Here is a 14968-nt window from a genome sequence, read left to right on the forward strand (position 1 = left end):
CCTTCAGTGTTTTTGCGTGTTCAGCACTTTAAGGATGGCCGCACTCTCAGCATCGGGCGTGCCATCGAACCGCGCTGGCCGAAAGTGCATCTGGAAGGCTGCCAGCACATGGCGGGTGGCTACATCCAGCTCGCCGGTTTGCGGCGTTTCATAGCCCAATAGCGCCAGTTGCTGCTGGAACCAGGTGATGCTCGGCAACGCGGTGCTGTTGAACAGGGCTTGCTCCCGGGCCACTGCCTGGGCATTTGGCCAGATCCCGAAGCCTGCATCGGCCAGGCGCTTCCAGGGGAACAAGGGGCCCGGGTCGAGCTTGCGCAGGGGGGCTATGTCGCTGTGGCCGATGATATTGCGCGGGTCGATCTTGTAGCGGGTCGAGATATCTTTGAGCAGTGCGATAACCGACTGGACCTGACCTTCGGTGTAGGGGTACCAGACGCGCCCTTGTGGGGTATCACGAAAGCCCTTGTTGACGATCTCAATGCCGATGGAGCTGGAGTTCAGCCAGGTGCGGCCCTTCCATTGGCTTTCTCCGGCGTGCCAGGCGCGCTGGTTTTCATCCACCAGCTTGTAAACGGTGGGCGGGGTATCGCCTACCAGGTAATGGCTGCTAACTGGCCCGCGAGTCAACAGCTCCAGAGAGCGTTCCAGCGAGGTCGAGGTGTAGTGCAGCACCACAAATTGCACGCGGCTGTCGTAGTTGACCGAAGGATGGCTGGTGTCCATACGCAGGCCATTACTGCAGCCAGCCAGCAGGGCGAGGGACAAGATCAGGGCGGAAAATTTCATGGGCAAGCACAACACGACTTAAAGATTAATAGGCAAGCATACCTCACGAGCCTTGTCGCGCAGCTGTATGGTTCACACCCCGCCCCGTAGGGCGTGTAGATCTTTGCGCCGGTGGGGGGACTAGATCAAAAGCCCCCCGGTCCATACACCCTCTCCCGGAGGGAGAGGGGACTGACCGAGGGGACCGAAAGATAGTTGGCGCCCTGAAATATCCAGTTGATCACAAGTTCTAAGAGCAAAAACTCTCAGGTATGCAGCTGCCGAAGGAACGAGGCTGCGGCTACAGGATCAGCCCTGACAGCTGCTCTGCATCCACGCAGTTGCGCCCACGGTGCTTGGCCCGGTACAGCGCTTCATCCGCGCGCTTGAGCACCTGATCACTGCGATCACCAGCCCTGAACGCCGACACGCCAATGGACAGGGTGATGGTCACGGGTTCACCCTTGAAGTGAAACGGGCAGGCTTCAATCGCCGTGCGCAGCTTGTCGACCAACTGCAAACCCGTCGGCAGTGGAGTGTCGGCCATCAGCAGGACAAATTCTTCGCCGCCAAACCGGGCGATAAAATCGACCGGGCGCAGGTGCCTGCGCAACTGGGCAGCAATGATCTTGAGTACCTTGTCGCCCGCAAGATGCCCGTAGCCATCATTGATACGCTTGAAGTGGTCAAGGTCGAGCATGGCAATCAGCAAAGGGTTGCCGTGAATTTGCCACTGTTCGACTTCATATTGCAGACGTTCGCCCCAGGCCGCCCGGTTGGGCAAGCCGGTCAAGGGGTCGATCAGGGCTTTCTGGCGCTGTTCTTCGAGATGTTCGCGATAGCCCTGGGCCTGCTGCTCCATCTGCGCTATACGCTCGGCCAGCCCTTGCAGGTGAGCAGCCACTTCCTGCTCGCGGGCGTTTCGCTGCTGCTGGTGCTGGTCCATGGTGCCCAGCAGACCTTCAAGGCGATTTTCCAGAAGGTGCTTGAGGCTGTTGAGGTCGACAGCGTCCTGCATGCTGTTTTGCAACCCGTCGACGTGCTCACGCAGTTGGCTGTGCAGGTCGTCGGCTGCGCTTCGACCTTCAGCATGGCCTTCGCTGGCTGCCTGAAGGTTGTTCTGGAAGGACTCAAGACGCTCATTAAGCTGCTTGAGATAAGCTTCAAACTCATGCTGACCGCTGTCGGTAATGGCCAGCATCAATACGGCAAGATCGTCGAGAATCGGTAGCAATTCGTACCAGTTCAAGCCTTTTTCGAGACGCTTGCGCATGGCCTCGGCCTGGGGCCGGTGGTGTTCGGGCAGCGACAGGTCGTTCAGCAGGCCGAGCAATGTGGATTCAATATGCTCCGCAACACTGCTGTAAGTGGGCTCAGGGGCATCAGGCAGGGCATAGACGGCATCGATCTCGTCTGGCTCAAGCTCAAGTTCGGGTTCGGGGCTTTCAGCGGCCTGTGCCTGGCTGTTCTCTGCCTCTACCAGCGCCACCACGGATTCCAGCGCCCCGCTGGATGCATGCTCATCAGGCACTTCAATGGCCGCAACCTCTGGTTCGGCAAACACTTGAACGTCTTCATCGGGCAAGGCCGCCGGGGTCAGTTGCTCAGGCTCAACCTCTGCAATGACCGGCTCAGCCTCAGCCGGGGTCACTGCCAATGGCTTGAGCATAACCGGCGGGGCCACAGCTCTCGGGGCAACGGGCTGAGGCGCCGGGGCTGCTTCAATGGAAGGGTTATCGCTCTCTTGAGTCCCGAACAGACGCTGCAACAAACCCGGCTTGGGCAGTTCGGCACCATTGAGCTGCGGCGCCAGGGCCTGCCCCTGTAAATGGCTTAGCTCGTCGAGCAGCAGCGGAATCTCGCGGGCGTGGGTCACCCGGTTGTCGAGTTGCTTGGCGAAAGCCTTGAGCGGCTTGCTGACCTCACGGGGCAACGGCAGCGCTTGCAGCTGCGTCACCAGGGTGTTGAGCGCCACGCTGACCTGCTCTACCCGGGTTTCGCGACGCTGCTCGGAGTCGAGCACGGCTTTTTCCAGGCGTGGCAGCAAGGCGGCCAGGGCCGCGTCCATATCATTGGTGCGCACCGCTTCGCGCATCTCTTTCATGCACTGGTCGACCGTACGATCCGTGCCTTCGGCAGCCAGGGTGCTGCGCACCAGACCACGGCGCAGCAAGTCGAGACGGGCATTCCAGCGACGCTCAAGCGTGTCTTGCTGCTCAACGCCTTTAAGGTATTTCTCTTTCCAGCGTTCAGCTTCGCTTGTCATGCCTTGGGCCCATCGCTATCGGGTCGCAATGCGAGCTGTGAATTCACCCCCACAGAACCCGGCAAACGGATATCCACCGCTACCGGCAAATGGTCGGAAATAGGCTGATCGAGTACTTGCACGCGCTCAAGGGTCAGACTTGGGCTGAGCAAAATATGATCAAGACAACGTTGCGGACGCCAACTGGGGAAGGTGGCCTCCATTTGCGGCGCCAGTAGCCCGAGGTCGCGCAGGGGCGAGGTTTGCAGCAGATCATTGGCATGGGTATTCATGTCCCCCATCAGCACCTGATGCTGATAGCCGCCAATCAGCTCGCGAATATAGGCCAACTGCCGGGTGCGGGTTTTGGTTCCCAGCGCCAGGTGCATGACCACGACCACCAGTGCATCGGCACCTTCACCAAAGCGCACCAGAATCGCGCCACGCCCCGCAGGGCCTGGCAAAGGGTGATCTTCAATCGCGGCAGGACGCAGCCGGCTGAGCACGCCATTGCTGTGCTGGGCCAGACGCCCGAGATTGCGATTGAGTTGTTGATACCAGTAGGGGAATTCGCCCTGTTGGGCCAGGTACTTGACCTGATTGATGTAGCCGGAGCGGTGGCTGCCACCGTCGGCCTCTTGCAGGGCGACCAGATCGAAGTCACCCAGCAAGTCACCAATGCGGTCCAGGTTACCTGCCCGCCCCTTGTGTGGCAGCACATGCTGCCAGCTGCGGGTCAGGTAGTGGCGGTAACCCTGAGTGCTGTTACCGACCTGAATATTGAAACTGAGCAGTCGCAAACGCCGGTCATCCGGCATCGAGTTGGATGCCAGATGATCCTCGTTGATCTGCGGCTCATGCAGACCAACACTTCGCTCGCCTTTCCAGCGGAGCATGGGAGAGGGCGCGGCTTAGTTTTTGGCGCCTGCGGCACGTTCTTTGGCGATCAGCTGATCGGCCACGCTCAATGCGCCTTCAGGGCCACCGGCAGTGCCCAGGTCGAAGCGATACTTGCCGTTGACGACCATGGTCGGTACGCCGGAGATCTGGTAGGCCTGAGCCTTCTTCTTGGCGTCTTCAACCTTGCCTTTGACGGCGAACGAGTTGTAGGTGCTCAGGAACTTGTCCTTGTCGATGCCTTCACCGGCCAGGAACTCAGCCATTTCTTCAGGCGTTGCCAGCTTTTTGCCGTCATGGATGGCCTGGAATACGGCTTTGTGGACCTTGTTTTCAACACCCATGGCTTCCAGGGTAATGAACAACTGGCCGTGAACATTCCAGATCCCGCCAAACATGGCCGGGATACGGACAAAATTCACATCAGCCGGCAGCTTTTCAGCCCACGGGTTGATGGTTGGCTCGAATGCAAAGCAATGCGGGCAGCCATACCAGAACAGTTCAACCACTTCGATCTTGCCAGGCACGGCAACCGGAACGGCGCTGCTCAGCTCTACATATTGTTTGCCCGCTTCAAGCGGCTCGGCGGCTTGAGCGGTCATGCCAAACAGGCTGGCACTGACGAGAGCGGCGCTGAGGATCAGATTACGCATGCTTTACTCCTGGGCGGATAAGGTCGTTTCAACGTGACCTGTATTCAGACAGGTCCATGCTGGCTTGAGTTCGCTAGTGTAACGGTAGACGCTACGAAAAAGGGCAGCCGAAGCTGCCCTTTGAGGTTCACATTCAAGGATTAAACGATCATTAACGTGACCATTGGTTACAAACCCGGCCCCGACGATCGCACAGACCTTAGTGCAGACCTTGAATATAGCTGGCCAGTGCCTTGATGTCCTTGTTGCTCATCTTGGCCGCAATGCCGCGCATGATCATCGAGTCACCATCATTGGTGCGATCGCCTTCGCGGAAGTCTGTGAGCTGCTTCTCAATGTAGCTGGCGTGCTGGCCACCCAGATGCGGGAAACCGGCAGGAGCGTTGCCCTGGCCATCTGGCGAGTGGCAACCGGTGCAGGCTGGCATGCCTTTCTCAAGGTTGCCGCCACGGAACAGTGCTTCACCCTGGGCCACCAGTGCCGGGTCAGCAGCGCCAACCGAACTTTTCTGGCTTGAGTAGTAGGCCGCAATGTCGGCAAGGTCCTGATCGTTCAGGTTCGCCAGCAGGCCGGTCATTTCCAGCACCTGGCGCTTGCCGTCCTTGATTTCATGCAACTGCTTGAGCAGGTAGCGATCACCTTGCCCGGCCAGCTTGGGGAAGTTTGGCGCCATGCTATTGCCGTCTGGACCGTGACAAGCGCCACATACAGCGGTTTTTGCCTGACCTGCAGCAGCATCACCTACCAAAGCGGTGCCTGCAGCCTGGGCAATACCGGTGACGCCCAAGGTCAACAGCAGACTCACGAGTAATTTGTTCATCAGCTAATCCAACTACGGCTAAGGGTTAAAGAGTTATGGGCCGGGCTCACTCGCTTATCCACTGTAGGACAGTTCGGTGATCCTCGACACTGCAGTCCATGCACAAACCACGCGGCGGCATCGCCTTGAAACCCTGGGTCACGTGTTGCACCAGCGCCTCCATACCTTGCTCAAACCTTGGCCTTAAGCTGACCAGCATGGCAGACAATACAAACGCGGTTGTACACGGCTTCCGGATCCTGTGTAGCCTGAGTGCTATAACGCGGCTATCAAGAAACCGGCAACTAGCAGCCATTTCGTCATAAAACGACCTTTTCAGGGTTGGGAGCCTGCTGCGTTCTAATGCGCAACCTTGGTTTTTTGCTCCCGTGTTCTTCATCCTACGCTGGGACAAAGCGCACACAAAATCTGCGGCATTATATACTGGCGCCACTGAAACGGAAACGACACGCTCGCCGCGTCCATTCCTGACGCCGCTCACATCGGAAATCCCATGCAACTCAAGAACCCCATTCTCGGTCTGTGCCAACAGGCAACCTTCATGCTCAGCGCTGCCAAAGTCGAGCAATGCCCCGACGACGAAGGCTACGAAGTCGCGTTTGCCGGGCGCTCCAACGCCGGCAAGTCCAGTGCCCTCAACACTTTGACCCACGCCAGCCTGGCGCGTACGTCGAAAACTCCTGGCCGTACGCAACTGCTGAACTTCTTCCAGCTGGACGAAGAACGTCGCCTAGTCGACCTGCCGGGTTACGGCTACGCCAAGGTGCCAATCCCGTTGAAGCTGCACTGGCAGCGTCACCTTGAAGCCTATTTCGGTAGCCGCGAAAGCCTCAAGGGCGTGATTTTGATGATGGATATCCGTCATCCAATGACCGATTTCGACCTGTTGATGCTCGACTGGACTGTTTCCAGCGGTATGCCGATGCATATTTTGCTGACCAAAGCCGACAAACTGACGTACGGCGCTGCGAAAAATACCCTGCTCAAAATTCAGTCGGATATTCGCAAGCAGTGGGGCGATGCCGTCACCATCCAGTTGTTCTCCACGCCCAAACGCATGGGCCTGGAAGAGGCTTACACCGTTTTGGCACGCTGGATGGAACTGCCGAACAAAGGCGAAGAGCTGGTAGAGGCTGGCGAGTAAAAATCGCAGGCAAAAAAAACCCCGGACTTCGCATGGGGGGAAGGAGGTCCGGGGTTCAAGTACTGGACCGCTAGGGCGGGGTCCAGATATCTGCCAACACTTAACACAACATTAGGAGCATTGAAGGGCTTCACCACCCATTCAATAAATATGATTGCTGTTTGGCAGATTTAGTTCCGAAGGCTTAAAAACTCTTTGGAATAAGCCCGGTTTTTCCATGCTTGATAAGTCTCCTGTGGGAGCCGGCTTGCTCGCGATGTAAACGACGCGGTGTATATGATAAACCGAGGCGATACCATCGCGAGCAAGCCCGCTCCCACAGGAAGAAACCGCGCGCAGCCTCCCCCTTTAGTGCGCCTCATCCCAGTTGTTGCCCACGCCCACTTCGACCACCAGCGGTACATCCAGCTTCGCCGCTTCGCTCATATGTACGCGCACTTCATCGCGCACCTGGTCCACCAGGTCCTCGCGCACTTCGAGCACCAATTCATCGTGTACTTGCAGGATGACGCGGGCATCGAGGCCAGAGGCGCTCAACCAGTTATCCACAGCCACCATGGCTTTTTTGATGATATCGGCCGCCGTGCCCTGCATCGGCGCGTTGATCGCCGTGCGCTCGGCACCTTTGCGCAGCGCCGGGTTTTTCGCGTTGATTTCCGGCAGGTACAGGCGACGACCGAAAATGGTCTCGACATAACCCTGCTCGGCCGCCTGGGTACGCGTGCGCTCCATGTAGTCCAGTACGCCCGGGTAACGTGCGAAATAACGGTCTATATAGGCCTGGGACTGCTTGCGGTCGACGCCAATCTGCTTGGCCAGGCCAAATGCGCTCATGCCGTAGATCAAACCGAAGTTGATCGCCTTGGCACTGCGGCGCTGGTCAGTGGTGACGTCCGCCAGCTCCACCCCGAACACTTCGGCCGCCGTGGCGCTGTGCACGTCCAGATTGTTGCGGAAGGCGTGCAGCAAGCCTTCATCCTTGGCCAGGTGGGCCATGATCCGCAGTTCGATTTGCGAGTAGTCCGCCGCCAGCAACTTGTAGCCTTTGGGTGCGACAAACGCCTGACGAATCCGTCGACCTTCAGCGGTACGGATCGGAATGTTCTGCAAGTTCGGATCGCTGGAGGACAAACGCCCGGTCGCCGTGACCGCCTGGTGGTAGGACGTGTGAATACGGCCCGTACGCGGGTTGATCTGCTCCGGCAGGCGATCGGTGTAGGTGCTTTTCAGCTTGCTCATGGAACGGTATTGCATCAGCACCTTGGGCAGGGGGAAGTCCTGCTCGGCCAGTTCGGCCAGCACGGCTTCGGCGGTCGATGGCTGGCCCTTGGCGGTTTTGCTGATAATCGGCAGGCCGAGTTTTTCGTACAGAATCACACCCAGCTGCTTGGGTGAGCTCAGGTTGAATTCCTCGCCCGCAATGGCGAAAGCCTCGCGCTCAAGAGCGACCAGCTTGTCACCCAGTTCCACACTCTGAATGCCCAGCAAATTGGCATCCACCAACGCACCCTGACGCTCGATGCGTGCCAATACAGGCACCAGTGGCATCTCGATATCGGTCAATACTGTGTTCAGACTCGGGATCGCAGCCAGCTTTTCGTGCAGCACATGGTGTAAACGCAGGGTCACGTCAGCATCTTCAGCGGCGTATGGCCCGGCCTGTTCCAGGGAGATCTGGTCAAAGGTCAGTTGCTTGACGCCTTTGCCAGCAATGTCCTGGAAGCTGGTGGTGGTATGCCCCAGGTACTTGAGGGCCAGGCTGTCCATATCATGACGGCTGCCTGTGGAGTCGAGCACGTAGGACTCAAGCATGGTGTCAAAAGCAACGCCCTGCACCGTGATCCCGCACGCCTGATCGCCACCGATGGCGCAGTTGGCCAGAATATTCATGTCGTATTTGGCGTTTTGTCCGACCTTGGTTTTGCTCGGGTCTTCCAGCAGCGGCTTGAGGGCACGCAATACGGTGTCGCGGTCCAGTTGCTCGGGCACGCCCATATAGGAGTGGGTCAACGGAATATAGGCTGCTTCGCCGGGCTTGACCGCGAACGACAGGCCCACCAACTGCGCTTGCTGCGCGTCAAGGCCGGTAGTTTCGGTATCAAAGGCAATCAACTTGGCGTCGTTGAGCTTTTTCAGCCAGACGTCGAAACGTGCCTGATCAAGGATGGTTTCGTACCGCTGCTCCTCGGCGGCGGGAGCCTCAGGGGCCTCATGCACAATGACCTGGCCGGCACGCTTGGCCTCGCGCTCAACCTCGGCAATCCAGCTTTTGAATTCCAGTTCGGTGTACAGCTCGATCAGTTTTTCGCAGTCCGGAGCCTTGAGATGCAAGTCTTCCAGGCCGATATCCAGCGGTACATCGACCTTGATGGTGGCCAGTTGGTACGACAGGAACGCCATTTCACGGTGTTCTTCGAGTTTGGCGGGCAGGTTTTTTGCGCCACGTATGGGCAGGGTCGGCACGATATCGAGCTTTTCGTACAGGTCGGCCAGGCCTCCGCCTACGCCCACCAACAAGCCGGATGCGGTCTTGGGGCCAATGCCCGGAACACCGGGGATGTTGTCGGACGAATCCCCCATCAGAGCGAGGTAGTCAATGATCTGCTCGGGGGAAACGCCGAATTTCTCTTTCACACCCTCGATATCCATCACGCTGCCGGTCATGGTGTTGACCAGGGTGATATGACCATCGACCAGTTGCGCCATGTCCTTGTCGCCGGTGGAGATGACCACTGGTCGGTCTGCTGCGGCGCTGCTGCGGGCCAGCGTGCCGATTACATCGTCCGCCTCCACGCCTTCCACGCACAACAAAGGGAAGCCCAGCGCGATCACGCTGGCATGCAAAGGCTCGATTTGTACCCGCATGTCATCGGGCATGCTCGGACGATTGGCCTTGTACTCGGCGTACATGTCATCGCGAAATGTCCCGCCCTTGGCATCGAACACCACCGCGAACGGGCTGTCCGGGTACTGCTTGCGCAGGCTTTTGAGCATGTTCAACACGCCCTTGACCGCGCCGGTCGGCAGGCCCTTGGACGTAGTCAGCGGCGGCAGAGCATGGAAGGCGCGGTACAGATATGAAGAACCGTCCACCAGGACGAGGGGAGCTTGGCTCATGAGCAGGATCAACCTTTTCGGCGAGTCCGGCGCTAGAATGTCCGGACCAATGACGACAAAGGGACAAGGTTATCATGCGCACACTCAATCGCCTGTTGCTGACCGGTTTGTTTGCACTCACTCCGCTGGTAACCTTCGCAGCAGATGAGGCAGTCACCGCCGATCCAGATGTAACCATTCGCACGGAAGGCGATAAAACCATTCAGGAATACCGTCAAAACGGTTTTCTGTACGCCATCAAGGTCACCCCAAAAGGGGGCAAACCGTACTTCCTGGTACGCGCTGATGGTACTGATGCCAATTACATCCGTTCCGACCAGCCGGATATGCTGATTCCTTCGTGGAAAATCTTCGAATGGAAGTAGCGTCTTAACTTTAATTGGCGCCGCCTCGCACGGCGCCCGTACTGGCAATTTAAATCATGTCTGTATTCACCCCACTGACTCGCAGCGAGTTGGAAACCTTCCTTGCGCCTTATGAACTCGGCCGTTTGCTCGATTTCCAGGGGATTGCCGCGGGTAGCGAAAATACCAACTACTTCATCAGCCTGGAGCAGGGTGAGTTTGTCCTGACCCTGGTTGAGCGCGGCCCGGTCAAAGAGATGCCGTTCTTTATCGAGCTGCTGGACGTGCTGCATGACGCCGACCTGCCAGTGCCTTTTGCCCTGCGCACCGTTGACGGTCAGGCCCTGCGCGAGCTCAAGGGCAAGCCGGCGTTGTTGCAGCCGCGCCTGGCGGGCAAGCATATTCGTGAAGCCAACGCCCAGCATTGCGCCCAGGTTGGCGAATTGCTTGGCCACTTGCATAACGCCACCCGCAACAACGTGCTGGAGCGCAAGACCGATCGCGGTCTGGACTGGATGCTGGCGGAAGGCCCGGCATTGATGGCCGGTTTGTCGCCTGATTCGGCCGAACTGCTGCAAAAGGCGCTGTTGGAAATCACTGAGCGCAAAGCGCAGATCATGGCGCTGCCTCAGGCCAACCTGCACGGTGACCTGTTTCGCGATAACGCGATGTTTGAAGGCACCCATCTGACAGGGCTGATCGACTTTTACAACGCGTGCTCAGGCCCGATGCTGTACGACGTGGCCATTGCCCTGAATGACTGGTGCGCCGACGAAGAAGGCCACATCGACGCTCCCCGTGCCCGAGCGCTGCTGGGCGCTTATGCTGCGCTGCGCCCGTTCACTGCGGCTGAAGCCGAGTTGTGGCCGACCATGCTGCGCATTGCCTGCGTGCGGTTCTGGCTGTCGCGCCTGATAGCAGCCCAGACCTTTGCCGGTCAGGACGTGCTGATTCACGATCCGGGCGAGTTCGAAAAGCGCCTGGCATTGCGCCAGACGGTAACTGTGCAACTGCCGTTTGCGTTGTAACAAACACTGCAATCAACGGTGGGAGCGGGCTTGCTCGCGATGGTAGCGACGCGGTGTATCTGAACAACTGCGTCGATCCAATCGCGAGCAAGCCCGCTCCCACAGAGGCTCTGGCAAGCAGCTCAGCACAATATCAGCGGAGCTGGTTTACAAACTCTCCAGGCAACCCGCCAGGTCGTTGCCGAGTTTTTCCAGCAACTGCTCATACCCCTGTGCTGTCGCCGGGGTATAACCGCCCAAGGCATCCAGCTCCGCCAGCTTGACCGGCAAGCCGGCTGTCAGCGTGTCCGCCAGGCGCGGACGCAGCGGCGGGTCGCTGAATACACAGGTCTTGCCCACTTCCTGCAAACGCTTGCGCATGGCGGCTACGTGCTGGGCGCCGGGCTGCACTTCCGAGGCCACACTGAATGTGCCCGCGTGCTTGAGGCCGTACGCGCTTTCAAAGTAGTCGTAGCCTTCATGGAAAACGAAGAACGGCTTGTCGGCAATTGCGCTCATACGTGCTTGAAGGCGTGTATTCAACGCATCCAGTCGCTCATTGAAAGCCTTGAGGTTACTCTGGTATTTCGCCGCATTGGCCGGGTCTTTTGCGCTCAGGTCCGCGGCCATTTTGGCCGCAATCACCCGTGCGTTGTCCGGGGCCAGCCACAAGTGCGCATCCAGAGTGCCGGGGCGATGATCGTGATCATGTTCGGCGGCATCTTCTGCGTGCGAATGGCTATCTTCGGCGAAATGACGCAATTTCAAACCCGGCAGGGTCTGCACGGTCACTGATGGCAGAGTACGACCCTTGATCACCCGTGGCAGAAAACCTTCCATGTCCGGACCAATCCAGTACAAAAGATCGGCCGACTGCACGCGCCGTACGTCGGATGGACGCAAGGCATAGTTATGCGGCGAGGCATTGGGCGGCAAAAGCACCTCCGGATGCCCCACACCGTCCTGCACGGCAGCTGCAATCAGTTGCAAGGGTTTGATGCTGGTCAGCACGTTGACCTCGGCCTGAGCCGGGTTGATCACAAGCAAACTGGCACTTAGAGCAAGAAAAAGAGACAAAAAACGGGGCACGATGAGCACTCATGGTGGCTGAAACAGGTAACATAATAACGTCTCTCTCAAAAATCGTCGCCGCCCATGCCTATTACACCGCTTGCCAGCCGTCCCCATGACCACTCTCATTGTGTCCACAGTGCGCTGACTGAGGCCGATACCCTGTGCGCGCAAAAGGGTCTGCGCCTGACCGCATTGCGTCGTCGGGTGCTGGAGCTGGTGTGGCAGAGCCACAAGCCGCTGGGCGCCTACGATATTCTGGCGGTGCTCAGCGAACAGGACGGCCGCCGCGCAGCGCCACCGACCGTTTATCGGGCGCTGGACTTCCTCCTCGACAACGGTCTGGTGCATCGCATTTCGTCGCTCAATGCCTTTGTCGGCTGCAGCCACCCCGAGCATCCGCACCAGGGCCAGTTCCTTATTTGCCGCAACTGCCATGCAGCCATCGAGCTTGAGCAAAAAACCATCAGCGACGCGATTATCCAGAGTGCCCGCGATGTCGGCTTTACTGTCGAAGGCCAGACCGTCGAAGTGGTCGGCCTGTGTTCGGGTTGCCGGGAGGCCTGATGAGCGCTGCACTGATTCGCCTGCAAGACGTCACCGTGACCTATGACGGGCAAAACGTACTCGACACTATTGAGTTGAGCGTTGAGCCGGGCCAGATCGTGACCCTGATCGGCCCCAATGGCGCCGGCAAGACCACGCTGGTCAAGGCCGTGCTCGGCCTGCTCAAGCCTACCCGCGGCACTGTCTGGCGCAAGCCGAAACTGCGGGTCGGTTATATGCCGCAAAAGCTGCACGTCGATCCGACGCTGCCACTGTCTGTGCTGCGTTTTTTGCGCCTGGTGCCCGGTGTCGACCGTGCCCAGGCCCTGGACGCGCTGAAGGAAGTGGGCGCCGAAAAAGTGATCGACAGCCCGGTGCAAAGCGTTTCCGGCGGCGAGATGCAGCGCGTGCTGCTGGCTCGCGCCCTGCTGCGCAAACCCGAACTGCTGGTGCTCGACGAGCCGGTACAGGGGGTGGACGTGGCCGGCCAGTCAGAGCTGTACGCCCTGATCACCCGCCTGCGCGACCGCCACGGCTGTGGCGTGCTGATGGTTTCCCATGATTTGCATCTGGTAATGAGCACCACCGACCAGGTGGTGTGCCTCAACCGCCACGTCTGCTGCTCGGGCCACCCGGAGCAGGTCAGCGGCGACCCGGCCTTTGTCGAGCTGTTTGGCAAAAACGCACAAAGCCTGGCGATTTATCACCACCACCACGACCACGCCCATGACTTGCATGGTTCAGTGGTCAGCGACGGCACCCCGGCGGCATCCGCCCACGTTCATGGAGAAGGCTGCAAGCATGGCTGATTTTCTGCTTTACGCCCTGCTGGCAGGTCTGGCTTTGGCAATAGTTGCGGGCCCTCTGGGTTCGTTTGTGGTGTGGCGGCGCATGGCCTACTTTGGCGACACCTTGTCGCACGCGGCCCTGCTGGGCGTGGCCATGGGCTTTTTGCTGGATGTCAGCCCGACCATTGCGGTGACCGTTGGCTGCCTGTTGCTGGCCGTGCTGCTGGTTACGTTGCAACAGCGCCAGTCGCTGGCGTCCGACACGCTGCTCGGAATTCTCGCCCCCAGCACCTTGTCCCTCGGGCTGGTCGTACTAAGCTTCATGCATGAAGTTCGGATCGATCTGATGGCGTATTTATTTGGTGACCTGTTGGCCATCAGCCCTACCGACCTGATGTGGATTCTGGGTGGCAGTGCAGCGGTACTGGCGCTGCTGGTGGTACTGTGGCGGCCGTTGCTGGCGATTACCGTGCACGAAGAACTGGCCATGGTTGAAGGCTTGCCCGTGGCGGCGTTACGCTTGACCCTGATGCTGTTGATCGCGGTGGTGATTGCCGTGGCGATGAAAATCGTCGGTGTGTTGCTGATCACTTCCTTGCTGATTATTCCGGCAGCAGCAGCCCAGCGCCATGCCCGTTCTCCGGAGCAAATGGCATTGGGCGCCAGCGCCCTGGGAATAGTGGCAGTGTGTGGTGGCCTGGCCTTGTCATGGTTCAAGGACACACCCGCGGGGCCATCGATTGTGGTGTGTGCCGCCGCCCTGTTTCTGTTGAGTTTTGTTCTGCCCCGTCGAGGGGTGTAGACTTGCTTGTTTTTTGCGCACTTAGAGAGCCGCAGGAATGAAGCTGTTCAACTCCCGTTATTTGCTCCTGGCCGCATTTACCTTGCTGCTGGGCGCCTGCCAAAGCACGCCGTCGGTCGACACTACTGCCGCTGACGCCCGCGCTGCGGCCATCGCGCAGCTGGAGCAAAACCTGGCCAGCAGCGAACTCGCGACCGCCGAAGACAAACTGAGCGCCTTGCAGGCCCAGACCCCGGATGATCCGCAATTGGTGCAGTACCAGCGCCAACTGGCTGAGGCCTACCTGCAACGCAGCCAGATCGTTCTGCAAAAAGGTGATGTCAACGCCGCAGCCACGGCCCTGAGCCGTGCCCGTGCCCTGATGCCCAAGGCGCCAGCACTGACCGGTGGCGTCAACAGCGCCATTACCCAGGCACGCAAAGTCGAGCTGGACATGGCCGAAGCTGCACTCAAGGCTGCCGAGGCCCGCCCACCGGCCAAGGTGATCGACCCGGCTGCCGAAAGTACCACCGTTGCCCTGAACATCAACGATATTGCGAAACTTCGCCATCAACTGGATCTGATCGCGCAAGATATCGTCAATTACCAGTGCGCCGTCAGCTTGCAGGTTCCGCGTACCGCGGACTACCCGTGGCTGGCCACACTGATCGGCAAGCGGGTCAAAAAGCTCGACCCTGACTTTGACCTCAAGCTTGAGCGTCAGATCATTCGCCATGTGCCTGCACAAATGGTACTGATCCCAAGCAAGCCGCAATAACCGATCTGCCGT

14 protein-coding genes and 1 pseudogene are annotated in these 14968 nt (G+C 59.0%); 7 read left to right on the forward strand and 8 right to left on the reverse strand.

Annotation, left to right across the window (positions count from 1 at the left end; genetic code table 11):
- Window positions 1-3: 3 nt before the first annotated feature.
- The 6 genes and pseudogenes from ACZRMH_RS01355 to ACZRMH_RS01380 all read right to left on the reverse strand — a co-directional run bounded on the left by ACZRMH_RS01355 (window position 4) and on the right by ACZRMH_RS01380 (window position 5683).
- On the reverse strand, window positions 4-786 hold the full coding sequence (locus ACZRMH_RS01355) for an N-acetylmuramoyl-L-alanine amidase (RefSeq protein ID WP_464011816.1): 783 nt from the start codon (window positions 784-786) through the stop codon (window positions 4-6).
- Window positions 787-1066: 280 nt separating this feature from the next.
- Window positions 1067-3031 carry a GGDEF domain-containing protein gene (locus ACZRMH_RS01360; protein WP_464011817.1) on the reverse strand — a complete coding sequence of 655 codons (1965 nt, stop codon included), beginning with the start codon at window positions 3029-3031 and terminating at the stop codon, window positions 1067-1069.
- Window positions 3028-3906, reverse strand: coding sequence for an endonuclease/exonuclease/phosphatase family protein (locus ACZRMH_RS01365; protein ID WP_464011818.1), 879 nt, complete (start codon window positions 3904-3906; stop codon window positions 3028-3030). Before ACZRMH_RS01365 ends, ACZRMH_RS01360 begins: the two co-directional genes overlap by 4 nt.
- Window positions 3907-3921: 15 nt before the next feature.
- The gene (locus ACZRMH_RS01370) at window positions 3922-4560 is read right to left on the reverse strand and encodes a thiol:disulfide interchange protein DsbA/DsbL (protein WP_464011819.1); all 639 of its coding nucleotides are present in this window, start codon (window positions 4558-4560) and stop codon (window positions 3922-3924) included.
- 199 nt (window positions 4561-4759) lie between these two features.
- A complete protein-coding gene (locus ACZRMH_RS01375) occupies window positions 4760-5380 on the reverse strand; it encodes a c-type cytochrome (RefSeq protein ID WP_464011820.1) in 621 nt (206 codons plus the stop codon).
- A 46-nt stretch (window positions 5381-5426) separates the two neighbouring features.
- A pseudogene (locus ACZRMH_RS01380) lies at window positions 5427-5683 on the reverse strand (c-type cytochrome).
- Window positions 5684-5873: 190 nt separating this feature from the next.
- On the opposite strand from ACZRMH_RS01380, the gene yihA reads away from it, so the two are divergent.
- Entirely contained in the window at window positions 5874-6524 is a 651-nt protein-coding gene (gene yihA / locus ACZRMH_RS01385) for a ribosome biogenesis GTP-binding protein YihA/YsxC (RefSeq protein WP_464011821.1), read from the forward strand.
- 348 nt (window positions 6525-6872) lie between these two features.
- Here yihA and polA read toward each other — a convergent pair whose 3' ends face one another.
- Window positions 6873-9641 (reverse strand): DNA polymerase I, encoded by a 2769-nt coding sequence (gene polA, locus ACZRMH_RS01390; protein WP_464011822.1) that lies wholly within the window; start codon window positions 9639-9641, stop codon window positions 6873-6875.
- 74 nt (window positions 9642-9715) lie between these two features.
- Here polA and ACZRMH_RS01395 point away from each other — a divergent pair, with 74 nt between their 5' ends.
- Together ACZRMH_RS01395 and ACZRMH_RS01400 are read left to right on the forward strand one after the other, a co-directional pair.
- Window positions 9716-10006 (forward strand): DUF2782 domain-containing protein, encoded by a 291-nt coding sequence (locus ACZRMH_RS01395; RefSeq protein ID WP_016782750.1) that lies wholly within the window; start codon window positions 9716-9718, stop codon window positions 10004-10006.
- A gap of 56 nt (window positions 10007-10062) precedes the next feature.
- On the forward strand, window positions 10063-11013 hold the full coding sequence (locus ACZRMH_RS01400) for a homoserine kinase (protein ID WP_464011823.1): 951 nt from the start codon (window positions 10063-10065) through the stop codon (window positions 11011-11013).
- Window positions 11014-11160: 147 nt separating this feature from the next.
- Here ACZRMH_RS01400 and ACZRMH_RS01405 read toward each other — a convergent pair whose 3' ends face one another.
- The gene (locus ACZRMH_RS01405; protein ID WP_464011824.1) at window positions 11161-12090 is read right to left on the reverse strand and encodes a zinc ABC transporter substrate-binding protein; all 930 of its coding nucleotides are present in this window, start codon (window positions 12088-12090) and stop codon (window positions 11161-11163) included.
- A gap of 57 nt (window positions 12091-12147) precedes the next feature.
- On the opposite strand from ACZRMH_RS01405, the gene ACZRMH_RS01410 reads away from it, so the two are divergent.
- Genes ACZRMH_RS01410 through ACZRMH_RS01425 form a run of 4 tightly spaced genes read left to right on the forward strand, consistent with a single transcriptional unit; the run spans window position 12148 to window position 14956 of the window.
- Complete coding sequence (locus tag ACZRMH_RS01410) at window positions 12148-12630, forward strand: Fur family transcriptional regulator (RefSeq protein ID WP_464011825.1); 483 nt, start codon at window positions 12148-12150, stop codon at window positions 12628-12630.
- On the forward strand, window positions 12630-13418 hold the full coding sequence (gene znuC, locus ACZRMH_RS01415; protein WP_464011826.1) for a zinc ABC transporter ATP-binding protein ZnuC: 789 nt from the start codon (window positions 12630-12632) through the stop codon (window positions 13416-13418). Before ACZRMH_RS01410 ends, znuC begins: the two co-directional genes overlap by 1 nt.
- Complete coding sequence (gene znuB / locus ACZRMH_RS01420) at window positions 13411-14199, forward strand: zinc ABC transporter permease subunit ZnuB (RefSeq protein WP_464011827.1); 789 nt, start codon at window positions 13411-13413, stop codon at window positions 14197-14199. The genes znuC and znuB overlap by 8 nt, the downstream gene beginning before the upstream one ends.
- A gap of 37 nt (window positions 14200-14236) precedes the next feature.
- Window positions 14237-14956 (forward strand): PA5502 family lipoprotein, encoded by a 720-nt coding sequence (locus ACZRMH_RS01425; RefSeq protein ID WP_464011828.1) that lies wholly within the window; start codon window positions 14237-14239, stop codon window positions 14954-14956.
- Window positions 14957-14968 lie beyond the last annotated feature (12 nt).

The organism is Pseudomonas sp. B414 (assembly GCF_055408445.1).